The following is a 23766-nucleotide window of genomic DNA, read 5'->3' on the forward strand; positions in this document are numbered from 1 at the left end:
CTACCAACTCCGGAGAACGCGACACTGAGTGAATCGTCACTGTGCCAAATTTGGTCCCTCTTACACTAGGCGTTTAGCCAGTTAAAGGACCAATAGCTTATGTTCTCAAAACTTGACCGTATAGTTCGAGCGCAGCCACACGGTCGGGTCCTGCCCCTGCGTGGTTGCGTTGACCATGAATGATGCCGTGCCACCGGCTACATCGAGCTCCGCACCGATGCCGCCGCGAACCCAGACCTGCTTGAGATCCTGACCTTCAATGCTGAAATTGATGCCGGTCAGTGTGCCGCTGGTGGCTGCGGATTGATCCTCGAACTGGTAGCTCACTTCTGTTTTTGCCAGAAGTCGAACGGTCTCGCTCATGGGGCGAACAAAATCCGCACCGATGCGGGCAATCGTCGAATGATCGCTCGTCTCGTCATAGCGCACGGGGAAGGAACCGCCGGTTTCGCTGTAGCCATCGACCGTCGTGCGCGCATAGGAAAGGCCCGCATAGGGGGTGATATCCGTGTTTGCGACATTCGCAGCGTTCAGCCAGTCGAAGCGGATCTTGCCGCCCCACGTGTCAGCGTCCGTGCTGCCGTTGGAGTAATCCTGTGCCGCGCCATTCAGGTAACCGCGCGAGGTATCGATGCTGGTGCGGCTGAAGTAACCGCCGAGGGTGACGTAGAGATTGGAACCCACATTGGCGGAGGCCTCGGGCGAAAGGTAAAAGCCCTTCTGTTTCACCCAGCCGCCTGCATCGAGATCCTGGTCGCTATAGCTGCCACCGACCGAAATGCGTGCGGTGATGCCTTCGGCAATGCCATAGCCATAACCGAATTCACCCAGCGCCAGACCGCCCTTGGAGATATCGCTGTTGTCATAACCACCATCGACCGTGCCCCAGGCAGACCGTTCACCGACACCAAGCAGGTTGCGCATCGGGTTACCCTGGGCACCGAACATGATGGTGTTGGCGCTGGAAACGCTGTTCTGCACGGTACTGGAAGCCGCCTGGACGACCGTTGGATAGAATTCCTCTAGCGTGATGATGCCACCGGTGCCGCCATCTGTACCGCCACCTGCATCACCACCTGTGCCGCCGCCTGTATCACCACCTGCGCCGCCGCCTGTATCGCCACCGGTATCACCGCCTGTGTCGCCGTCTGCGTCACCGGTAGTGTCACCGCTGAATTCACCCACACGGGCCACAAAGACGTCGCCGTTGCTTGTGTAGCCCATGACAACATTACCGTCATCGGAAATGAAGACCGCATCTTTTGTGGTGTAATTTGCCGTGACATTGGCACTTGCCAGCCACTGATCGACAGAAATCATGTTTGTCGTTTCAGACCAGCGAAACGCCTGATCTCCATAGGCGGTGCTCGTTGATTTACCAACGACGTAAGCGCCGTCGGCGCTCACGGCACGAGCCTCCGACGTGCTGGTGCCACCTTCATGGAGGACGCCCAGATCCGTGAGCGTCGTCTGGTTGTCGGAGTGCACGAGATAGCGAAAGGCATGCGTGGTGGAAACTTGATCCAATGTATCCATGGCGTCACCGGAACCGACGATCGCATTACCCGAAAGTGACAATGCAGCGGCATTCATGGCTCCCGGGGCCTGGGAATAGATGTCTTGCATCATGTTGCCGATGTCTTTAATTCCGCCGTCCGGCGTCCAGCGAAAAACCTTATAAAGCGAATTGCCTATCCCGCTGCCTGCTACCACGGCCCCGTCGGCGCTCACGAAGTAAGCGTAGGAGTAATCGTAAAGGTCGTCGTTAATATCCGTCACGGTGTTCGTTGCCGTGTTCCACACCATGGCATGGCTCTTGTCGTAGTCCAGCGGATCAGCTGGCCGAGCCAGCAAGTTACCGACAACTGTGCTGCCATCGCGGCTTATTGCATCGGCAAAGATATCGCTGTACTGGCTGCTGTTCGCCGGCGCTGTCAGCGTCGGGCTGCCGTTCTGCCAGAGGAAAAGCCGTGCGCCGTCACTCTGGTAGCTGTAAGTGCCAAAAACCTTGCCGTCGTTGCCTACGCCAGAGATAGTAAGGGATGCGCCGTCCTTGTTCTCGATTGAAATATTTGTGTAGGCTCCGTTGCGCCAGATGAAGCTGATGGTTTTGCCTGTTTGCGAGTCGTCATATTTGCCGACCACATATTTTCCATCAGGGCTTATGCTCCTGGGTTGAAAATTCTGTGCGCCCTGCGGAGGGGTCAGGGTGACGCTGGAATCGTTGGCATTGGAAACGACTTGATAGGTATACGTTATGCCGTCGCTGCTAGGAATTCCCACCAGGTAGAAGGCGCCATTGGCGCTCATCCCGTAAATATTCGATTGCGCATGGGGGATAGCTGAAGCAGCACTACCGTAACCTGCGACCACCGCTGCCAGCGATACGGCAGCCAAATATCCATTAAATTTCTTTTTCAGCATATACTCACCAAGCAATCTTCGATCCGAACCAATACTCGGATTTACGAATGATCAGGTAGCATTGGCCATTTTTGATTTCAATATTCTAGATTTAACCAAGTAAAGTTACGAATAGAGCGCGATAGTATATTTATCCAATTTTAACGAGTTTATATATGCGTTGGTTTTTAAGTGAAGCATCATACAGGATAAAAAAATACCGAGATAATCGCCAATGAACTTACATGAGTAATGTTCGATTTTCTATCCAAGAGTATTTTTTGAATATCATGAGAGTATTTGTAATGTTTTTGCCGTCGACTCCAAGAAAAAATTTGGACAGTCGGTGTTGAAAATTTACATCACTTTCCATCGGCGAAAAGCTTTGTGAAATGGGACGTCGTTACCAAGAAAGCATTTCGCTGCTAACAAACTTCAGCAACTTGAGCTTGAAATATTCATAGCTCGATGATGCCTCCGGACTAGGTGATCGACCGAAGCACGACGCGTCCTGCTGGACCACTCGCTTCCATCTTAAAACAATAAATCAAACTCGCCATTGCTCGCTGCATGGCTCGCACGACATCTCACATTCGCTGCTGTCACGGTCACGCAATGGTGTTTACACGGCCCGCCTTCAGGGAGGCGACCGCGCATTCGGTTGCTCACGGAAGCCGCGCGGTCACTATGCCTTCGTCGGGTCTAGTAGCCACCTCTATGTAGCTCTCGACGTAGGCGAAGACTGCTCTAATCATCCTCAGCTTGCCTGAACCGGCTGCCCGACCCCGCAATACGTGAGACAAGATCCGGCAGGCTTTCGATTTCAGTCCAGCGTCCCTTGCTACCCTTTGGTAATTCAGCCGACGCGGACGGCAGGAACGCGCTGGAAAAGCCGAGCTTTTCAGCCTCCTTCAACCGTTGCCCCGTTTGCGAAACGGGGCGCACTGCGCCAGACAGGCTGACCTCACCGAAATAGACGCAATCGGCGGGCAGGGCGAGGCCGGCCAGCGAGGAAACCAGTGCAGAAGCTATCGCCATATCCGCTGCAGGCTCAGAGATGCGGTAGCCGCCGGCGATGTTGAGGTAGACGTCGTGGCTGCCAAGCTTCACCCCGCAATGGGCTTCCAGCACCGCGAGGATCATGGCAAGGCGTGACGAATCCCAGCCGACGACGGCGCGGCGCGGGGTGCCGAGTGAGGTGGGTGCGACGAGCGCCTGAACTTCCACCAGCACCGGGCGGGTACCCTCCATACCGGCAAACACCGCCGCCCCCGGCGATTTTTCATTACGCTCGCCCAGAAAGAGTTCGGAGGGGTTGGAAACCTCCCGCAGGCCCTTGTCGGACATTTCGAACACGCCGATTTCATCGGTCGGACCGAAACGGTTCTTCACCGTGCGCAGGATCCGGTAATGATGACCACGGTCGCCTTCGAAATACAGGACCGCATCGACCATGTGCTCGACGACGCGCGGCCCGGCGATCTGCCCATCCTTGGTGACGTGACCGACCAGCACCATGGTCGCGCCCGTCTGCTTGGCAAAGCGGATCATGGCCTGCACGCCGGTTCGCACCTGTGTGACCGTGCCCGGCGCGGAATCGGCCGTGTCGCTCCACAAGGTCTGGATGGAGTCGATGATGATGAGGTCCGGGCGCTTGCCTTCCGAAATCGTGGCGAGAATATCCTCGACATTGGTTTCCGCCGCCAGGAGCACGTCGGTATCGGCGGCACCCAGACGCTGCGCGCGAAGGCGCACCTGTGCGACCGCTTCTTCGCCCGAAACATAGACGATGCGGTGTCCGCGACGGGATAGTGCCGCTGCCGCCTGCATCAACAATGTGGACTTGCCGATACCCGGATCGCCACCGATCAGGACCGCCGACCCGCGCACGAATCCGCCGCCCGTGGCGCGGTCAAGCTCGCCCATGCCGGTTGGAATTCGCGGGGCTTCTTCGATTTCGCCCGAAAGCGACGTCAGTGTAACCGGGCGTCCCTTTTTGGGCGTCTTGCCCGGGCCGGACCCGATGCCACCCATCGGATCTTCTTCAACGATGGTATTCCACTCGCCGCAGCCCTCGCACTTGCCTGCCCAACGAGTATGGACCGTGCCGCAGTTCTGGCAGATAAATTGTGTTCTGGCTTTGGCCATGAATTCCGGTGCTTCTCTTGCAAATGGATGGCGGCCGTCTGCTCATGATCTCTCAACGGTAGAGAGCGAACAGATCAGCGACGACCCGCATGAATCATTTTGATCACTTTTTGTTCTCTCGTAGCACAGGTCTGTCGCTCTTTCCAAGGGCCGAAACCGCCAGAGACTTTGAGCGCCTCAGTCCTCTTCGATCAGATACTGGCGCTCGTATCGCAATCCAAGACCGGTCAGCATTTCATAACCGATCGTTCCGGCTGCGCGTGCCACATCGTCCACGGGCATATTGGGGCCGAAGAGTTCGATGTAGTCGCCAGCACGGATTGCGTTTGCGGGGAGGTCGGTGACATCGAAAATCGTCAGATCCATTGTTACCCGACCCGCAATCGGCACCTTGTGACCATTCACGAAGCCATGAGCGCCGCTATTGCCCATTTCTCGGAGAGGGATGCCGGAGCCGGAGAGGGAGCGGTGGTAGCCATCCGCATAGCCAGCGGAGGCAATCGCGAGTCGGCTGTCTCGTGTGAGGCGCAGCGTGCCGCCATAGCTGACGGTCTGGCCCTGCTTTGCTTCACGGATTTGAAGGATCCGTGCTTCGGCTTTCGCCACTGCCCGCATCGGATTTGCTACGCCGTTGACCGCCTCACCACCGTAAAGCGCTATGCCGGGGCGGGTAAGGTCAAAGTGGTAATCCGGTCCGAGGAAAATTCCGGCAGAAGCGGAGAGGCTTGATTCGACGCCTTCGAAAGCCGCGACAACCTGTTGGAATGATTCAAGCTGCATCCTGTTCATGGGCGAGGATGGCGTGTCTGCGCAGGCGAGGTGCGAGAGCACGAGGACAGGGTCGAAGCTTGCCGGTCGTGTCACGTCGTCAGCCAGAAACAATGCATCATCCAGCGACAGCCCCAGACGATTGAAGCCCGTATCCACATGCAGCGCGAAGGGGTGATCGCCACGCTCGGCCATCAAACCCATCCAGAATGAGAGCTGTTCTTCCGATGCAACGACCGGCACAAGATCGTTTGCGAAAACCAGACGTTCCTGCCCGGGCCATATGCCGGACAGGACAAAAATCCGGGCTTCCGGTGCGTGGGGGCGAAGCGTTGCGCCCTCTGCCACGGTTGCAACGAAAAAGTCCCGTGCACCGGCGTGATAGAGCGTTGCGCCGCAGTCTTCGATACCCATGCCATAGGCATCGGCTTTTACCACTGCACTGGCGCGGGCCTTGCCGGAGCGACTGGCCATGTCGCGCCAGTTGTCGGCAAGTGCGCCAAGGTCGACGGTCAGGCGCAGCGGCGCAGCATCGAAGGCATCGGTTTCAATCTCGGAAAAGCTGTCGTCAAAATCGTCTGTCATGGTCCTGTACCGCTGGCTCTGATGGCGCTGGTCTATCACCTTTGTAGCAGCGGGTCATGACGCGAGAGACAAAACTTTGTCACGGCAGCATTGTCCCCCGGGGAGGCGAACTCAGGGGACGAAGCCTGAATCAATATCTCAGGCTTTGGGGTCAAGTGCCTGTAAAGACAACGCCCTGCGTGGCTGGCAGCAGGGCGTTGGTCGAAAAATCAATGCTCTTCATATTGCGTGAAGGATGGATCGGCCAGGTCCGCAAAGCGGGTGAATTCCGACTGGAAGGCGAGTTTGACGGTGCCGGTCGGTCCGTGACGCTGCTTGGCGATGATGACGTCTGCGGTGCCCTTGACCTTGTCGAAATGGGCTTCCCATTCGGCATATTTGGGGTCCGAGATATCGCGAGGTTCCATGTTCTTGACGTAGTATTCCTCGCGGAAAACGAAGAGCACCACGTCGGCGTCCTGCTCGATGGAGCCCGATTCGCGAAGGTCGGAGAGCTGGGGTCGCTTGTCTTCGCGGCTTTCCACCTGACGGGATAGCTGGGAGAGCGCGATGATGGGAACATTGAGTTCCTTGCCCAGCGCCTTGAGACCCGTGGTAATCTGGGTGATTTCCTGCACGCGGTTTTCGCCTGACTTGCCGGAGCCGGTCATCAGCTGAATATAGTCCACCACAAGGCAATCGAGGCCGCGCTGGCGCTTGAGGCGGCGGGCGCGGGCGGAGAGCTGAGCGATGGAAATACCACCGGTCTGGTCGATATAGAGCGGCACCTTCTGCATCATCTGGCTGCAGGCGACGAGCTTCTCGAAGTCCGCTTCGGTGATTTCACCACGGCGGATTTTCGAGGACGAGACTTCCGTCTGCTCGGAGATGATACGTGTCGCCAGCTGTTCGGACGACATTTCGAGCGAGTAGAAGCCGACGACGCCGCCATTCTTGGCCTTGAACGAACCGTCCGGCTGGACTTCCTGCTCATAGGATGCAGCGATGTTGTAGGCGATGTTCGTGGCAAGCGAGGTCTTGCCCATACCCGGGCGTCCGGCAAGCACGATCAAGTCGGAACGCTGCAGACCGCCCATGCGGGCGTCGAGAGAATGGATGCCGGTGGAGATGCCCGACAGGTTGCCGTCGCGCTCGAATGCGGCGCCCGCCATGTCGATGGCGAGCGAAACCGCGTCGTTGAAGGACTGGAAACCGCCGTCATAACGACCGGTTTCGGCCAGTTCGAACAGGCGGCGTTCGGTGTCCTCGATCTGCGTCTGCGGTGGCATGTCCAGCGGCGCGTCATAGGCGATGTTGACGACGTCCTCACCAATCTGAATCAGCGCGCGGCGAAGCGCCAGATCATAGATCGCGCGGCCATAGTCTTCGGCGTTGATGATCGAAACAGCGTCCGAGGCGAGACGCGCCAGATATTGCGCCACGGTCATGTCGCCGATCTTGCCGTCGGCCGGCAGGAAGGTTTTGATTGTCACCGGGTTGGCGGTTTTGCCCATGCGAATGATATCGCCCGCGACTTCGAATATCTTCCGGTGAAGCGGCTCATACAGATGCACGGGCTTCAGAAAGTCGGAAACGCGGTAATAGGCGTCGTTGTTGACGAGGATGGCGCCAAGCAGCGCCTGTTCCGCCTCGATATTGTTCGGTGCCTCACGGTAAAGCGGTTCAGCAGCCGGGGCGGGGGTGATTTTTCTCACAGCGTCGTTCATGGTTTTCTGTGATCTCCCTTAAGGCTGGTCGGAGCCTTCGTTTCATGCAAGCCTGCCGGTTTGAGGCCAGCGGCGGCGGCAGTCAAGGACATTGCGGCAACAGTGGCAAAGAGGCGTGCGGGAACTTTGGCAGGCGTCCTCACAAATTGTGTTGTTAACAGTAATCCACAGGCAAAGCCGTGAAGTGCAGGTCTGCAATTCGAATCGGTCGTGGTGGCTATGAGTTTACGTCATGGCTGCCATCGCCACAAAGCATCTTGCATCTTACCGCTTGCGAAAATAAATAGGGATGAAATAGATAGCGTGCTAATTATAAGGTGAAAGTACTTTGTCCCGTGCGAGTGAAAAAGAGCAGCTTTTCGATGAGATGGCGGCTTTCAATCGTAAGCTCAGATCCTTCTTCGATGCCCGGGTGGCAGAGCAGGGGCTGACGCTTGCGCGCGCCAGGGCTCTTTTTGCACTATCGCGCCGCGGTCCGCTGACCCAGAAGGAGCTGGCTGAAGAGCTGGAAATCGAAACTCCGACGCTTGTGCGGGTGCTGGATGCGATGGAGAAACAAAAACTCATCGAGCGGCGTTCTGACGAGATCGATCGGCGCGCAAAACGGATCCACATGACGCCAGATGGTATGACCACATTCAAGGATGTTGATATGCAGGCCAAATCCATGCGCGCAGAGATCGCGGCCGATATTTCGACGGACGATATTCGCGCAGCACTGGATGTGGTCCGAAAGCTCTCTCACAATCTGCAAAATCTCGCTGGCGAGAGGGTGCAATCATGAGCAACGCCCTGTCGAACACGGATGTAGAGGATGACGATGCCTCACAGGTAAGCGAGACCGCTCCCGCAGCGCCAGCGCCCGTGCCGGAGAAGTCGCTGGTCGCGAAACTGCTTTATATTGCCGCCGGACTGACGTTTTTCGTGACCCAGGGCATGGGCATGAACATCGTCATGGCCAACATCTATCAATTGCAGGGAGAGTTTTCAGCGACGATTGCCGAAGTTGCCTGGCTTTCCGCGGCCTATATGGCGCCCTATGCGACCTTTTCCATTGCGCTTTTCAAGGTGCGCCAGCAATACGGCCTTCGACCCTTCGCAGAAATCAGCATCATCTGTTTCGTTCTGGCTTCCTGTCTCAACCTCTTCGTGACTGATCTGCATTCGGCCATTGTCGTGCGCTTTGTCAGCGGCATGGCTGCGGCACCTTTGTCATCGCTCGGCTTTCTCTACATACTCGAGGCTTTCCCGGTGCAGCGCAAGCTGACGCTCGGCCTTAGTATCGCACTAACCGGCACGCTTCTGTCCGCGCCGCTCGCCCGCATCGTCTCGCCGACGTTGCTGGATATCGATGGCTGGCAGGCGCTCTATACGATGGAAGTAGGGCTTGCTCTTGCCGCCTTGCCCATCATCTATCTCTTGCCTTTGACGCCGCCACCGCGCGCCAAGGTCATCGAGCGTGTGGATATTCTCAGCTACATGCTGTTTGCGGGCGGGCTGGGCTGCCTTGCAGTATTCCTCACCCTTGGCCGCTTCTACTGGTGGTTTGAAACCTGGTGGCTCGGCGTTCTCCTTGCCACATCCGTCGGTCTGCTGACGGTGATGACGCTGATTGAGCTGCCGCGGAAAAATCCCATGCTGGATTTGCGCTGGATATTCTCGCGGACCAACCTGCATCTGATTGCAATTCTGCTGATATATCGCGCCGTTTCGTCTGAGCAGTCGTCAACAGCGGTCAGCCTCTATCAGCAGCTCGGCATTCTCAACGAGCAGACGACGTCGCTTTATGCGCTGATCATTCTGGCAACCGTGCTGGGTGGTGCGCTGTGCGGAATATTGATGCTGACGAAATATGTCGACACCGCCCACGTGATCGCGCTTTCATTGATTGCCCTTGGCGCATTCATGGATAGCGGGCTGACTAATCTGGTTCGACCGGAACAGATGTATCTCAGCCAGGCAATGATTGCCTTTGGTGCCGCCATGTTCCTGCCGCCTGTGATGGCGAAGGGCTTTGGTGCGGCATTGGCTAAGGGCCCGCCATACCTCGTCAACTTCATCACCATTTTCCTGTTTACGCAGATTACCGGATCGATGTTGACGACAGGCCTGCTGGGATCTTTCGTGACGCTAAGGGAAAAATTCCATTCCAACATCCTCGTGGAAAGCATCCTGCTGCAAAACCCGCAGGTCGCTCAACGCGTCAGCCAGCTTTCGGCGGGATACAGCCATGTCATTACCGATCCTGCCTTGCTCAAGGCGGAAGGTCTTTCGCTGCTCAGCCAACAGGTAACGCGCGAAGCCTACATATTGGCATATAACGACACGTTTCTGCTGATTTCGGCCTGTGCCGCGGCAGCTCTTGTCATGCTTCTCATCCATCTTGCATGGTTACGTTTCAAGCCTCTGCTCAAAAGCGCAGAGGATGGCGTGGCCGCACCTCAATCGTGATTGTCCGAGATATCAAAATGCTGAAGAAAATTTTCACGCCTCTTACTCTTATTGTTCTTCTGGGCGGCGTCGCCGGTGTGGCGCTGGTGCTCTACGCATGGCGTCTGCCGCCGTTTTCCAGCACGGTGGAAATGACCGACAATGCCTATGTGCGCGGCTATGTCACCACCATGAGCCCACAGGTCAGCGGTTACATCGTCGATGTGCCGGTCAAGGATTACCAGGAGGTCAGGGAAGGCGATGTTCTGGCCAAGGTCGATGACCGCATCTTCCGCCAGAAGCTGGCGCAGGCGGAAGCCTCGCTCGACAGCCAGAAGGCGGCTTTCGACAATTCCCGCCAGCAGGAAATCGCCGCCAAGGCCAATATCGGCTCCGGTGAAGCGGCGGTGGATAGCGCACAGGCATCACTGAAGCAGGCCCAGTTGGCTGCGGATCGTCAGGACAGCCTGCTTCGCAGTGGCGCCGGAACCTCCAGCGTGCAGGAAGAAGCGCAAGCCAATCTCGACAAGGCTCGTGCAGGTCTCTCACAGTCCAAGGCCGCACTTGAGGTGGCCCGGCAGGATCTCCAGACCATCATCATCAATCGCGGGTCTCTACAGGCGGCGGTTGCCAATGCGGAGGCCGCTGTCGAGCTGGCAAAGATCGACCTGCAGAATACCGAAATCCATGCACCAAGGGACGGCAAGCTGGGCGAAGTCGGCGTGCGCGTCGGCCAGTATGTCGCTGCCGGAACGCAGTTGATGGCGGTCGTTCCCCACGATATCTGGGTCGTCGCCAACTTCAAGGAAACGCAGCTTGGCGGCATGGAAGTGGGGCAGGCGGTTTCGATCTCGGTCGATGCCCTCCACCGTCGCAAGCTGACCGGCAAGGTCGAGCGTTTTGCACCCGCTGCCGGCTCCGAATTCGCAGTTATCAAGCCTGACAATGCCACCGGCAACTTCGTCAAGATCGCTCAGCGCCTTGGTGTCAGAATCTCCATCGACCCGGATCAACCGCTCGCTGCTGAACTATCTCCGGGGATGTCGGTCGTGGTGCGGGTAGACAAGGCCGCTACGCCGGGGAATGCCGGGACGGTTGCAAAGTAAGACGGATTTTGCGGGCAGGGGGCTCGGTCCTGCCCATTGTTACAGCGCGTTCCATTCTGCCGGAAGACAGAATATTTCGCGAAAACCCTTGCTGCCCGCGGGCGTGATGCGCAAAGCGCGACTGTCGGCGCGTCTGGCCAGCCAGCCCAGTTCCAGCGTGCGGTCCAGAAGGGCGGCGCCGACGCGCCCGGCAATATGGTAGCGGCGCTCGCTCCAATCCAGACAGGTCTTGCAGAGAGGGCGCTTCGAATGCGTGCCCTTGTCGAGGTCGATCCCGAACTCCCGCAGAAATGCATTTCCCTTTTCGGTCAGGAGCGCACCCTCGTCCGACAACAGGATGTGCCCATTTTCGGAAAGGCTGTCGGCCATGGCCACAGCCAACCTGCCAGCGATATGGTCATAGCAACTGCGGGCGATCCGCATGTCTTTTTCTTTTGGACCGACAGGATGATGCCGCTTCGGCCCATCGGCGGCTATGTTCATCAATGCATCGATGCCGTTGGCAACCTGCGCAGAGGCGAGACGGTAATAGCGGTGCCGCCCCTGCTTGACGGTGGAGAGAAGATTGGCATCGACCATTTTTGCCAGATGGCCGCTGCCCGTCTGTGGTGTTACCCCCGCCTGCCGGGAAAGCTCGCCCGCCGTCAGCGCCTGTCCGCCCATCAGGGCACACAGCATATTGGCACGCGTGGTGTCGCCCATCAGATTCGCGATGGCGGCGATGGTGTTGGGTGAGGCGATGCTTGTCATTCCGCAACGCTAGCACTAAAGCTGCGCACCGTCAGCGGGACATTGTTCGGCCGCTGCCGAAGCTTCCGGTCTGCCGACGTCTCTATAGGATGAGCATTGGCATCATGTAAGGGACATTGGAATGACGGGAAAAATCGGGCTTATGCGGGAACTTGGCCTGCTTGTTCTGCTGGGATGCCTTTGGGGCAGTTCCTACACCTTCATCAAGCTCGGTATCGAGACCATTCCGCCGGTAACGCTGATTGCCGCAAGAACCACGATAGCCGGTGGCATATTGATGGTCATTCTTTACTGGCGCGGCCTGAGACTTCCGACGAGCCCGCAGCTATGGAAACGCTTTGCGATTCAGTCGCTCCTCAACAGTGTTTTGCCCTTCACACTCATTGCATGGGCGGAACATTACATTGACGCCGGTCTGGCCGTGATCCTCAATTCTCTGACGCCGGTCTTCGCCTTTCTTCTGACGCTGCTCATCACCCGGCATGAGATCGTCAATGGCCGAAAGCTCTTCGGCGTCATGATCGGACTGATCGGAACGATCGTGATGATCGGCATACAGGCGCTAAACGGTCTCGGAAATGTCGTGCTTGCCCAGCTTGCCGTCATTGTCGCCACCGCATTGTATGCCGGTGCCGCAATCTTCGGAAAGAACTTCAAGGGCATCGATTCGATGATACCGGCAGCAGCATCGCTGATATGCGGCGCCATCATCCTCATTCCGATCAGCCTCATTGTCGACCGGCCATGGGAACTTGCGCCCTCAACCAGGTCGATCATGGCGCTGATGAGCCTCTCGATCTTCTCCACCGCTCTTGCATTCACCATCTACTTTCGACTGGTGCATACGCTCGGCTCGCTTGGAACGACCGCGCAAGCCTATGTGAGGGTGCCGGTGGGTGTTGCCATCGGGGTCATCTTTCTGGGGGAAGAGCTGCACGCCTCGACCATCGTGGGTCTTGTCTGCATCCTCATGGGTGTTGTCGCCATGACGCTGCCGCCTGGAGTGCTGCGGCTGGGGCGCCGCAAAAGTCCAGCCAGGCAGGACGAGCCTGCTTCCTCGTAAAACCGGCCTGATATCTCCCCTATGAAAAAACCCCGGATGTTGCCATCCGGGGTTTCTTTATAGCCGTAAGGCCAGAACGATTACTCGTCGTCGCCGTCCTGATCTGCATCTGGATCAAAGAAGTCTTCTGGACGAAGAGCATCTTCGTCAACGCCGTAGATGGCGTCTGCAGATGTCAGGCTCTCACCCTTTGCCTGACGCTCGGCTTCTTCAGCAGAACGGGCAACGTTGAGTTCAACCTGCAGCTCGACTTCCGAATGGAGGTGAAGCGTAACATTGTGCAGGCCGATGGTCTTGATCGGTGTGTTGAGCTCGACCTGGTTGCGGCCGATGTTGAAGCCTTCTGCGCCGAGGATTTCAACAACGTCGCGAGCAGCGACAGAGCCGTACAGCTGGCCGGTTTCGCCAGCGGAACGTACAACGATGAAGCTCTTGCCTTCGAGAGCGTCTGCAACCTTCTGGGCTTCAGACTTGCGCTCAAGGTTACGGGCTTCGAGCGTTGCGCGCTCGGATTCAAAACGGGTCTTGTTGGCAGCGTTGGCGCGAAGAGCCTTGCCCTGCGGCAACAGGAAGTTACGTGCGTAGCCGTCACGAACCTTTACGGTTTCGCCCATCTGGCCAAGCTTGGCGATGCGTTCGAGAAGAATGACTTCCATCTTCTTGATCCTTTCTAGTTATCGGTTTCGTTGTTGTCGGATTTCCGTACAGGGGTGAGGGAGATCGTGCTGCGCACGTCGCTCAGACCCAGTACGAGAATGATGAGCAGCGGAAAGACGAAGACCGCTGAAATATAGCTGAGGACCAGAACCGGCCAGCGCCAGTCCTTGCCCTTGGAACGGTGGTGCAGGGCGGCATAGCCGGCCATCAGGAAGCCCGCGCCGAAGGTGCCGCAAATGACAGCGCCGACCATGGCGACAGTGCCGCCGACGAAGGTCATGACGATACCGGCCAGAAATACGAAGATCGCGTTGCGATGCATCCGCAAAGCGGCTGCGATATCTTCGCGCGGGCGCAGACCCTTGCCGAAGGAATTGACCATGCGGCAGGCAAAGTAATAGGCCGCAAAGAGCATGATAACCCAAAGGCCGCCCTGAATCATGGGAAGCATCAGAACCAGCAGGGACTTTGTCTGAGACAGGGCCGTCGCATCCGGCGTGAAGCCTGCTTCGCGCGCCTGTACCGACGTCATCATTGCATCGACCAGCTGCGAAACGAGCTCAGGACCGTAGCCGATCATCGTTCCGAGAATGACGACCGATAGGGTGATAAGGCCGCACAGATGCAGGACGATGCCTGAAAGTGGATACCAGGCCAGCAGATCCTCAGGGCCACCAAGCTCGGAAGCGGGGCGTGCGAGATTGGCAAGATGAGACAGCCAGCCCGCTGGAACCAGTGTAAAGATTGAAATCGTAAGCGCGAAAATCGGCGAGACGGCCAGCGCACCCAGAAAGGCGGCGGACAGCACGGCAACGATGGCTGCAGCATTGCCCCAGCCCAGGCCGGCGACGAGCACGGGCATGGCGGAAGCAGCATAGAGCAGGAATGACATGGACGACTGTGCAGTTGCGCCGAGCGTAAGAAACGCTGCGCATATGCCGGCAAGGATGCCGGAAATCAGCACTGTCTGGTTCAGTTTTTGCACGTCGCTGTCCTGCTGGGATTTGGTAGCAGTTAGAGGATGGCCCGTTTGAACCGGATCCCCAACATGGGATTTCATATCTGGATCGATCCGCGCCCAACGCGGAAGGAGATATCTACTGATAGAAACGAGGCCGCGCGAAGACGCGGCCTCGCACCGTCAATTAAGACAGAACGTAAGGCAGCAGGCCGAGGAAACGAGCGCGCTTGATCGCCTGAGCGAGTTCGCGCTGCTTCTTCTGGGAAACAGCTGTGATACGGGAAGGAACGATCTTGCCACGCTCGGAAATGTAGCGCTGCAGAAGACGTACGTCCTTGTAGTCGATCTTCGGAGCGTTAGCGCCGGAGAAAGGGCACGTCTTGCGACGGCGATGGAACGGGCGGCGTGCCTGGGAAGAAGATGCGTCAGCCATTATATATGCTCCTTATGCACGGTCTTCGCGCGGACGGCGCGGACGGTCTTCACGGTCGCCAAAGCCACCTTCACGCGGCGGGCGAGGACCACGGTCGAAACCGCCTTCACGCGGGCCACGGTCAGGACGGTCGCCGTCACGGCGTGGACGGTCGTCGCGATCGCGCTTCTGCATCATTGCAGACGGACCTTCTTCGTGGGCTTCCACGGCGATGGTCATATAACGAAGAACGTCTTCGTTGATGCGCATCTGACGCTCGATTTCGTGGATTGCCGGCGCCGGAGCATCGATGTCCATCAGAGCGTAGTGAGCCTTGCGGTTCTTCTTGATGCGGTATGTCAGGGACTTCAGACCCCAGTTCTCGACGCGTCCGACTTTACCGCCAAACGATTCGATAACGCCCTTGTACTGCTCGACAAGTGCGTCGACCTGCTGGGCAGTGATATCCTGCCGGGCAAGGAAGATGTGTTCGTAAAGAGCCATTTAAGCTTTGCCTTTCTTGCGTTTCATTCATCACCCGGCAACGGCGCTAAGCCTCAACGACTGCTCCTGTTTGGCGAAAGCCAAGGGCAAGAAAAGCGTTGTTCGAGACGGTCGAGAGCGGAGACACGGGAGGCCGGAAAAACCTTATGGTTCCTGCTGTTTCGTAAACGAAACCAGCCCTCCGTTCAGCCACCAGCCAATTGGACCGGGTGTTGTGAACAGCGCGCTTATACGGATTTCTGCCAGGATTGCAAGCGCGCTGTCCAGATAGCTCGTTTTGATCGGCCTCAAATCGCCATCGGGTATTGGCGATGGATGTCGGCGATACCCTTCAAGGCTTCATCGGAAAGCACCACATCCTTGGCGGCTATGTCCGTCTTCAACTGCTCCATAGTGGTTGCGCCGATGATGACGGATGCCATGAAGGGGCGTGTCAGGCAGAACGCCAGAGCCAGTTGCGCCGGGTCTAGGCCGTGCTCATAGGCGAGTTCCAGATAGGCCTTGACCGGAGCTTCCTGAAGCGGCTGCAGCCGTCCACCGATATCGCCGTTGATGGAAGCGCGGGAGCCCTCCGGGCGCGCACCGCTCTGGTATTTCCCCGTCAGGATGCCGCCTGCGAGAGGAGAGTAGGCGAGCAGGCCGACGTCTTCGTGATGCGAAACTTCTGCAAGGTCGAGATCGTAGGGACGATAGAGGAGATTGTATTCATTCTGAATGGATGCAACGCGTGGCAGACCGTTGGCCTCGGCAATATCGATGAATTTCTGCGTGCCCCAGGCGCTTTCGTTGGACAGGCCGATGGCGCGGATCTTGCCAGCCTTGACCAGTTCGCCAAGTGTCTGAAGCTTTTCGGTGATTTCCTCGAGCGTCTTGACCTTGTCCTGCCTGGAGGCGTCGAAGTTCCAGTTGCCACGGAAGGCATAGGTGCCACGGTTTGGCCAATGGATCTGGTAGAGATCGATATAGTCGGTCTTCAGGCGCGAAAGGCTGGTGTCCACCGCTTCGCGAATTCCCGCCGCATCAATTTCACGGCCGTTGCGGATGTAGTCGCGGCCTGAGCCCGCAACCTTGGTGGCAAGGACGATATCCTTGCGCTTGCCGGATTTCTGGAACCAGGTCCCGATGTAATCTTCGGTTCGGCCCTGCGTCTCGGCTGAGACGGGGGTGGTTGGATAGAGCTCGGCGGTATCGAAGAAATTGACACCCTGATCGACTGCGTAGTCCATCTGCTCATGCGCCTCGGCTTCGGTGTTCTGCGTGCCCCATGTCATGGTGCCGAGGCAGATTTCAGACACCGAAATGCCTGTGCGTCCCAGATTATTATATTTCATGAAGATGTCCTGATGCTTGGCGTGTAGCTCGAAGGAAGATGGCGATGAGGCCGCAGCGGGTCAAGTTCGTGGAAAAACATTCCGAAATGCCCGGAATAACGACGGATCAACATCCTGTTATCGGCAAAGGGTAGTATTTTCAATCTCGCTAATGCAAATAGCGTGGAAGCTTTTGCTCTTTGCGCGTCGGCAAATAATGCCCGCTGCGCGTTGGAGTGTTGATCAGAACAAGCTGGAGGACGCTAGATGACAGACAGTGCAGCCATAGCCCGACCGCCACAGGAGGGCGGAAACGATGCCCCGCCCGCAACCGGTCGGTGGAAACTGATCGGTCCGGGAATCGTAGCGGCGGCCACAGGCGTTGGTGCGGGCGATCTTGTCGCCACCCTGATTGCCGGTTCCCGGTTCGGTTACGCGCTTTTATGGGCGGCGGTCATTGGCTGCATCGTCAAGATCGCGCTTGCGGAAGGCTCGGCGCGCTATCATCTGGCAACCGGCTCCACCATGCTGGATGGCTGGCGCTCGCTTGGAAAATGGACGAGCTGGTATTTCGGCATTTATATCATGGTCTGGGGTTTCGTGTATGGCGCAACGGCCATGAGCGCGACTGCCCTGCCTCTCGCGGTTTTCTTTCCATCCGTGCCGCTTTGGGCATGGGCGGTGCTGACGGGACTTTCCTGCGCCGCATTTGTCGCCTTCAATCGCTACGAAGCCTTTGAAACCGTCATGAAAATCTTCATCGGCGTCATGTTCGTCATCGTGATCGGCATCGCGATCATGGTTTCGCCGAATGTGGGTGAAGCCGTAACAGGTCTTATTCCAACGATCCCGGAAGGCTCGGCAATTTATACGCTCGGCCTGATTGGCGGCGTCGGCGGCACCATCACGATGGCCTCCTATGGATATTGGGTCAATGCCAAGGGCTGGCGCACGCCTGCCTGGATGGGCGTCATGCGGCTCGATAACCGCGTCGCTTATATCGTCACCGGCATGTTCGTCATTTCGATGCTTATCATCGGCGCCGAACTGCTCTACGCCTCCCAGATCGCGCTTTCGACCGGCGATCGCGGCCTGCTTGATCTGGACCGTGTGCTGGAGGAACGATTCGGCAGCACCATGTCCACGCTGTTTCTCGTCGGCTTCTTTGCCACTGCGGTGTCTTCGGTGCTTGGCGTGTGGCAGGGCGTGTCGATGCTGTTTGCGGATTTCGTCCGTGGCATCAAGGCAGAGACCGGCAGCCGGGAAGGGCTGGAAAAGACCCCGGCATTTCGCTTCTATCTTTTCTGGCTGACAATTCCGCCCATGGTGCTGCTGTTTCTCGGAAGGCCTTTCCTGCTTGTCATCATCTATGGTGCGCTGGGCGCTTTCTTCATGCCCTTCCTTGCCCTGACGCTCATCTGGCTGCTGAACTCAAAACGCGTGCCGAAAGAATGGCGCAGCGGCTGGCTTTCGAACGGTCTGCTCGGCATTTCCGCCTTGCTGTTCATCGTACTGTGCATCACCGAAGTCGTTGGTCTGTTCACACGATAAAGCCGCAATTGCGGGGTGTGAGAGGTGGACAGAAGCCTTGCGTACCCCGCAAAGCCTTGACTCCGTGAGCTGGAATGTGAATGGAAGTCCCAACAAATAAGAGAAGGGATGGATCCCATGGCTATCGCATTTACATTTCCGGGACAGGGCAGCCAGGCTGTCGGCATGGGCAAGGAGCTTGCCGAAAACTTTGCGGAGGCACGCGCCGTCTTCGAAGAGGTTGATGACGCTCTCGGCCAGAAGCTTTCCGACGTCATGTGGAATGGACCGGAAGAAACCCTGACGCTGACCGCAAATGCGCAGCCTGCATTGATGGCCGTTTCTGTGGCTGTCATGCGGGTGCTGGAAGCACGCGGTCTAAATCTGGCGGACAAGGTTTCCTATGTTGCGGGCCATTCGCTTGGCGAATATTCCGCGCTCTGCGCTGCCGGAACCTTCTCGCTTTCGGATACGGCACGTCTTCTGCGCATTCGCGGCAATGCCATGCAGGCGGCAGTACCCGTCGGTGAAGGTGCAATGGCCGCCATCATCGGGCTGGAGCACGGCGATGTCGACGCAATCTGCAGCCAAGCCGCCGCTGATGGCGTCTGCCAGATCGCCAATGACAATGGCGGCGGACAGCTTGTGATTTCCGGTTCGAAGGCTCCGGTTGAAAGGGCTGCTGCTCTCGCCTCCGAAAAGGGTGCCAAGCGCGCCATCATGCTGCCCGTTTCCGCACCTTTCCATTCCGCGCTGATGGCGCCTGCGGCTGAAGCCATGCGTGAGGCGCTGGCCAATGTCAGCAAGAAAAGCCCTGTCGTTCCCGTCATCGCCAATGTTCGCGCAGCGCCGGTCTCTGATGCCGACGAAATTGCGCGTCTGCTGGTGGAGCAGGTGACGGGCCAGGTGCGTTGGCGCGAAACCGTTGAGTGGTTTGCCGCAAACGATGTGACGACACTCTATGAAATCGGCTCCGGCAAGGTGCTGACGGGTCTGGCGCGCCGTATCGACAAGACGGTGAACGGCGTTGCCGTCGGGACGCCTGCGGATATCGATGCCGCTCTGGCAACACTTCTCGGCTGAGTTATAAAGATAGACAAAGGATAGGCATCATGTTTGATCTGACCGGCCGCAAGGCTCTCATCACCGGTGCAACTGGTGGCATTGGCGAGGAAATCGCCCGCACATTGCACGCGCGCGGCGCAACGGTTGGCCTGCACGGCACCCGCGTCGAGAAACTGGAAGCGCTTGCCAGTGAGCTGGGCGAGCGCGCCAAGATTTTCCCCGCCAATCTGGCTGACAGAGCAGAAGTCAAGGCGCTTGGCGAAAAGGCAGAGGCGGAGCTCGAGGGTGTCGATATCCTCGTCAACAATGCCGGCATCACCAAGGACGGTCTGTTCGTTCGCATGAGCGATGAGGACTGGGACAATGTCATCGAGGTGAACCTCACCTCCATGTTCCGTCTGACGCGCGAACTGACGCATCCCATGATGCGCCGCCGCTTTGGCCGCATCATAAACATCACATCCATCGTTGGTGTGACCGGCAACCCAGGTCAGGCCAACTATTGCGCCTCCAAGGCGGGCATGATCGGTTTTTCGAAGTCGCTGGCGCAGGAAATCGCCACGCGCAACGTTACGGTAAACTGCGTCGCGCCCGGCTTCATCGAAAGCGCGATGACGGGCAAGCTGAACGACAAGCAGAAAGACGCCATCATGGGCGCCATTCCCATGAAGCGCATGGGAACAGGTGCCGAGATTGCATCCGCTGTGCTTTACCTTGCTTCCAACGAAGCAAGCTATATGACTGGCCAGACCCTTCATGTGAATGGTGGCATGGCAATGATCTAACAGTCGTCCAGCTGGCACGCCGTGAAGAAAATTGCCTGTAGAGCAAGATGGTTAGCACTATTTTAAGGCTTTTTTCTCCCCGGAAACCGTGTTAAGCGGGCGAAGACTGTGAACAGTCGTCCCGGAAACAAAGGCGGCCGTTGCGATTTCTCGTGACGATGTTTAGCTTGAACCGGGTTGAACGGGTTTGCCCACGGCGCCTGCCTTGTAAAGGGTGCTTGGGGTTTTAACAGGGCAGGGTGTCTGAAGAAGGCATTCCTTTCAAAGTAAAGGTCGAGGAAACCGACATGAGCGATATCGCAGAACGCGTAAAGAAAATTGTAGTTGATCATCTTGGCGTTGACGCCGAAAAAGTCGTTGAAGGCGCAAGCTTCATCGACGACCTGGGCGCTGACTCGCTCGACACCGTTGAACTGGTTATGGCGTTCGAAGAAGAATTCGGCGTTGAAATTCCGGACGATGCAGCAGACTCGATCCTCACCGTAGGCGACGCTGTAAAGTTCATCGAAAAGGCTCAGGCCTAATCGACCGAATTAGGGAAGGCGTCAGCCTTCCCGATATGGCCCGGCCAGTCCGGGCCAATATTTTATCCTGCTGCGCGCCGTATCGTGCGATTGTCAGGAATGGAATGCGGTGCCCTGCGAACGCGCGGAGGGTGCTTTGAAATTGGAATAGGCACATCGTAGTTTTTGAAAACATTGCCGGTTTTCCAAAACTATGATGTGCGGGGATGATTGGATAAGGGCGGAGCATTAGCGATGAGACGTGTCGTTATCACCGGTACCGGCATGGTATCTCCTCTTGGTTGCGGAACAGAAATCACCTGGGAACGGCTATTGGCCGGTCAGAACGGTGCCCGTCTGGTAACCGAGTTCGAGGTCGAAGATCTCCCTGCTAAAATCGCCTGCCGCATTCCTGTTGGCGATGGCACCAATGGCACCTTCAACGCCGACGACTGGATGGAGCCAAAGGAGCAGCGCAAGGTCGATCCGTTTATCGTTTACGGAATGGCCGCTGCCGAAATGGCGTTGAACGATGCCGGCTGGCACCCCGAGACAGACGAAGACCAGATCATGACCGGCGTCCTCATCGGCTCCGGCATTGGCGGTCTGGAAGGTATTGTGGAAGCGGGCTACACCCTGCGTGACAAGGGTCCACGCCGCATCTCTCCCTTCTTCATTCCTGGCCGCCTCATCAACCTCATTTCCGGACAGGTTTCCATTCGCCACAAGCTGCGCGGACCCAACCATTCCGTGGTGACCGCGTGCTCGACCGGTGCTCACGCCATCGGCGATGCGGCCCGTCTGATCATGCTGGGTGATGCGGATGTCATGGTCGCCGGTGGTGCGGAATCGCCCGTCTGCCGCATTTCGCTTGCCGGTTTCGCGGCCTGCAAGGCACTGTCGACGCAGCATAATGACGATCCGCAGAAGGCTTCTCGCCCCTATGACAAGGACCGCGACGGCTTCGTCATGGGCGAGGGCGCTGGCATCGTCGTTCTGGAAGAACTGGAACATGCCAAGGCTCGCGGCGCAAAGATTTACGCTGAGGTCGTAGGCTATGGCCTTTCGGGCGATGCGTTCCACATCACCGCTCCATCGGAAAATGGCGAAGGCGCATATCGCTGCATGGTGATGGCACTGAAGCGCGCAGGGCTTACCCCTGCGGACATCGACTACATCAATGCCCATGGCACATCCACCATGGCAGATACGATCGAGCTGAGTGCCGTGGAGCGTCTTGTGGGCGATGCCGCCTCGACGATTTCAATGTCGTCGACGAAATCCGCAACGGGCCATCTTCTGGGTGCAGCCGGTGCGATCGAAGCCATTTTCGCAACGCTTGCCATCCGCGACAACATCGTGCCGCCGACGCTCAACCTCGATAATCCCGATGTTGAAACGGCGATAGACCTTGTGCCGCACAAGGCTCGCAAACGTCAGGTCAATGTTGCCCTGTCCAATTCCTTTGGATTTGGTGGCACCAACGCGTCGCTCGTTTTGCGCCGCTACGAAGCATAAGCTGAACGGTACTTGCCGTTTGCGCGGGAATCGCAGAAAAAGCGTTGAGCTTCCCGACATAGGTACAGGCGAGATCATCTGGTTTCGCTCTTATCCGGTGTCTCGTAATATCCCGGTTTCTGTGCCGGGATGTTCTTTTTCGCTGCTCGTGTCGGCAGCGTTCTAAAGCGGAAACATATCTGTCTTTGGAAACGAAGATGTGTTCGATGTTTCCCCGTCTATCGAGTGCAGAATAGCCTGCCGAACCTGTTTTTGCCGCATTGCCTGCTCACATAAGCCGCTGTAATGCCGAACTGAAAAGGACCGCCGGTGAGCGATACGAGAGAGAACAATCAGGCCCCCCAAGGACGTGACGGCTCCAGCGAGAGCAAGGGTGGCCCGATCATTCCAAAGTCTCCGACCGAGGCTTTGAGACCTGAGAAAGTTCCCGCTCCGCCAAAACGCTCCCGCAAGGCCCACAGCCAGCTCGTTATATTCCTGAATTTCCTGATGACGCTTGTCGTTGCGGTGTGTGTAATCGGCGTCGCCGGTTTCTACTATATGATCAACTCGTTTCACGAGCCCGGTCCGCTCGACGTGAACAAGACGGTCACGGTTCGCAATGGCGCAGGTCTTGCTGAGATTGCCAATAATCTGGAGCGTGAAGGGGCGATTTCCAACGCCCGCATCTTCCGGCTGATGGCAGATCGCTACATGACGCCCGGCCAAACGCCCAAGCCCGGTGAATATGAAATCAAGTCCGGTACGTCCATGAAGGACATTCTGGCGCTGCTCGAATCCGGAAAGTCCATTCTCTACACGGTGACATTCCCGGAAGGTCTGACCGTCAAGCAGATGTTCGCGCGTCTTGCTTCCGATCCCGTATTGGAGGGCGACCTTCCCGCCGAATTGCCGACCGAAGGGTCACTACGGCCTGACACCTATCCCTTCACACGCGGCACCAAGCGCGAAGAGATCGTCAACCAGATGCGCGCCGCCCAAACGCGCCTGATTGACATGATCTGGGAGCGTCGTGACCCGGACCTGCCAATTAAGACCGTTCAGGAATTCGTGACTCTTGCGTCCATCGTTGAGAAGGAAACGGGAAAAGACGATGAGCGTGGGCATGTCGCATCCGTGTTCTATAACCGGATGAAAAAGAACATGCGGCTGCAGTCCGATCCGACCATCATCTACGGCCTTTTCGGCGGCGAGGGCAAACCGGCTGACCGACCGATCTACCAGTCGGATCTGCAGAAGGAAACGCCTTTCAACACCTACATCATCCGTGGTCTTCCGCCGCATCCCATTGCCAACCCAGGCCGGGCCGCTCTGGAAGCGACAGCCAATCCCTGGCGGACGGAAGATCTCTATTTCGTGGCCGACGGGACCGGTGGCCATACCTTTGCCAAGACGCTTGATGATCACAACGCAAATGTTCGCCGTTGGCGCAAGATCGAGGCTGAAAAAGCTGCTGCGGGTGGCACGCCGGATACTGCGGTTGACGGGCAGCCGGGTGGCACGCAGGCAGAAAAGCCTGCAGCAAACAATTAAGACGTTAGGGTCTGCTGCCGCCATACGCC

The 23766-nt window shown here is 57.5% G+C and carries 20 protein-coding genes; 10 read left to right on the forward strand and 10 right to left on the reverse strand.

Translation table 11 applies throughout. The features are described 5' to 3' along the window. Positions 1–105: 105 nt before the first annotated feature. The 4 genes from QRN85_RS10295 to QRN85_RS10310 all read right to left on the reverse strand — a co-directional run bounded on the left by QRN85_RS10295 (position 106) and on the right by QRN85_RS10310 (position 7610). Positions 106–2424: an autotransporter domain-containing protein gene (locus tag QRN85_RS10295; RefSeq protein ID WP_284757828.1), complete on the reverse strand. Its 2319-nt coding sequence runs from the start codon at positions 2422–2424 to the stop codon at positions 106–108. Between the two features lie 726 nt (positions 2425–3150). Further along, complete coding sequence (radA, locus tag QRN85_RS10300) at positions 3151–4551, reverse strand: DNA repair protein RadA (RefSeq protein ID WP_062586976.1); 1401 nt, start codon at positions 4549–4551, stop codon at positions 3151–3153. 177 nt (positions 4552–4728) lie between these two features. Beyond that, on the reverse strand, positions 4729–5904 hold the full coding sequence (gene alr / locus QRN85_RS10305) for an alanine racemase (RefSeq protein ID WP_284757829.1): 1176 nt from the start codon (positions 5902–5904) through the stop codon (positions 4729–4731). A gap of 209 nt (positions 5905–6113) precedes the next feature. Next, positions 6114–7610 (reverse strand): replicative DNA helicase, encoded by a 1497-nt coding sequence (locus QRN85_RS10310; RefSeq protein WP_062586978.1) that lies wholly within the window; start codon positions 7608–7610, stop codon positions 6114–6116. A gap of 328 nt (positions 7611–7938) precedes the next feature. On the opposite strand from QRN85_RS10310, the gene QRN85_RS10315 reads away from it, so the two are divergent. Genes QRN85_RS10315 through QRN85_RS10325 form a run of 3 tightly spaced genes read left to right on the forward strand, consistent with a single transcriptional unit; the run spans position 7939 to position 11146 of the window. Beyond that, positions 7939–8394, forward strand: coding sequence for a MarR family winged helix-turn-helix transcriptional regulator (locus tag QRN85_RS10315; protein ID WP_062586979.1), 456 nt, complete (start codon positions 7939–7941; stop codon positions 8392–8394). Next, a complete protein-coding gene (locus tag QRN85_RS10320) occupies positions 8391–10061 on the forward strand; it encodes an MFS transporter (protein ID WP_113218111.1) in 1671 nt (556 codons plus the stop codon). Before QRN85_RS10315 ends, QRN85_RS10320 begins: the two co-directional genes overlap by 4 nt. 17 nt (positions 10062–10078) lie before the next feature. Beyond that, the gene (locus tag QRN85_RS10325) at positions 10079–11146 is read left to right on the forward strand and encodes an HlyD family secretion protein (protein WP_113093063.1); all 1068 of its coding nucleotides are present in this window, start codon (positions 10079–10081) and stop codon (positions 11144–11146) included. A gap of 39 nt (positions 11147–11185) precedes the next feature. Here the strand turns inward: QRN85_RS10325 and QRN85_RS10330 are convergent, their stop codons facing one another. Further along, the gene (locus tag QRN85_RS10330) at positions 11186–11896 is read right to left on the reverse strand and encodes an ArsR/SmtB family transcription factor (protein ID WP_284757831.1); all 711 of its coding nucleotides are present in this window, start codon (positions 11894–11896) and stop codon (positions 11186–11188) included. Positions 11897–12017: 121 nt separating this feature from the next. Here QRN85_RS10330 and QRN85_RS10335 point away from each other — a divergent pair, with 121 nt between their 5' ends. Further along, positions 12018–12959, forward strand: a complete 942-nt coding sequence (locus QRN85_RS10335; RefSeq protein WP_284757833.1) for a DMT family transporter — start codon at positions 12018–12020, stop codon at positions 12957–12959. A gap of 80 nt (positions 12960–13039) precedes the next feature. On the opposite strand, the gene rplI is transcribed toward QRN85_RS10335, so the two are convergent. The 5 genes from rplI to QRN85_RS10360 all read right to left on the reverse strand — a co-directional run bounded on the left by rplI (position 13040) and on the right by QRN85_RS10360 (position 16824). Continuing rightward, positions 13040–13615, reverse strand: a complete 576-nt coding sequence (rplI, locus tag QRN85_RS10340) for a 50S ribosomal protein L9 (RefSeq protein WP_062586982.1) — start codon at positions 13613–13615, stop codon at positions 13040–13042. A gap of 14 nt (positions 13616–13629) precedes the next feature. Continuing rightward, the gene (locus QRN85_RS10345) at positions 13630–14601 is read right to left on the reverse strand and encodes a DUF2232 domain-containing protein (protein WP_284757834.1); all 972 of its coding nucleotides are present in this window, start codon (positions 14599–14601) and stop codon (positions 13630–13632) included. Positions 14602–14761: 160 nt separating this feature from the next. Next, on the reverse strand, positions 14762–15010 hold the full coding sequence (rpsR, locus tag QRN85_RS10350; RefSeq protein WP_042618600.1) for a 30S ribosomal protein S18: 249 nt from the start codon (positions 15008–15010) through the stop codon (positions 14762–14764). A 12-nt stretch (positions 15011–15022) separates the two neighbouring features. Beyond that, positions 15023–15493: a 30S ribosomal protein S6 gene (gene rpsF / locus QRN85_RS10355; RefSeq protein ID WP_062452557.1), complete on the reverse strand. Its 471-nt coding sequence runs from the start codon at positions 15491–15493 to the stop codon at positions 15023–15025. A 287-nt stretch (positions 15494–15780) separates the two neighbouring features. After that, a complete protein-coding gene (locus QRN85_RS10360; RefSeq protein ID WP_113099033.1) occupies positions 15781–16824 on the reverse strand; it encodes an aldo/keto reductase in 1044 nt (347 codons plus the stop codon). Positions 16825–17070: 246 nt separating this feature from the next. On the opposite strand from QRN85_RS10360, the gene QRN85_RS10365 reads away from it, so the two are divergent. The 6 genes from QRN85_RS10365 (at position 17071) to mltG (ending at position 23737) form a co-directional block, all read left to right on the forward strand. Then, complete coding sequence (locus QRN85_RS10365) at positions 17071–18354, forward strand: Nramp family divalent metal transporter (protein WP_284757839.1); 1284 nt, start codon at positions 17071–17073, stop codon at positions 18352–18354. Between the two features lie 117 nt (positions 18355–18471). Continuing rightward, positions 18472–19416, forward strand: a complete 945-nt coding sequence (gene fabD / locus QRN85_RS10370; protein ID WP_284757842.1) for an ACP S-malonyltransferase — start codon at positions 18472–18474, stop codon at positions 19414–19416. A 29-nt stretch (positions 19417–19445) separates the two neighbouring features. Further along, positions 19446–20183 (forward strand): 3-oxoacyl-[acyl-carrier-protein] reductase, encoded by a 738-nt coding sequence (fabG, locus tag QRN85_RS10375; protein ID WP_113093010.1) that lies wholly within the window; start codon positions 19446–19448, stop codon positions 20181–20183. A gap of 287 nt (positions 20184–20470) precedes the next feature. Continuing rightward, positions 20471–20707: an acyl carrier protein gene (locus QRN85_RS10380; protein ID WP_006727438.1), complete on the forward strand. Its 237-nt coding sequence runs from the start codon at positions 20471–20473 to the stop codon at positions 20705–20707. A 234-nt stretch (positions 20708–20941) separates the two neighbouring features. Then, positions 20942–22204: a beta-ketoacyl-ACP synthase II gene (gene fabF, locus QRN85_RS10385; RefSeq protein WP_062586986.1), complete on the forward strand. Its 1263-nt coding sequence runs from the start codon at positions 20942–20944 to the stop codon at positions 22202–22204. 309 nt (positions 22205–22513) lie between these two features. Continuing rightward, a complete protein-coding gene (gene mltG, locus QRN85_RS10390; RefSeq protein ID WP_062586987.1) occupies positions 22514–23737 on the forward strand; it encodes an endolytic transglycosylase MltG in 1224 nt (407 codons plus the stop codon). Positions 23738–23766 lie beyond the last annotated feature (29 nt).

It is taken from the genome of Agrobacterium sp. fls2-241-TYG-188a, from assembly GCF_030209845.1.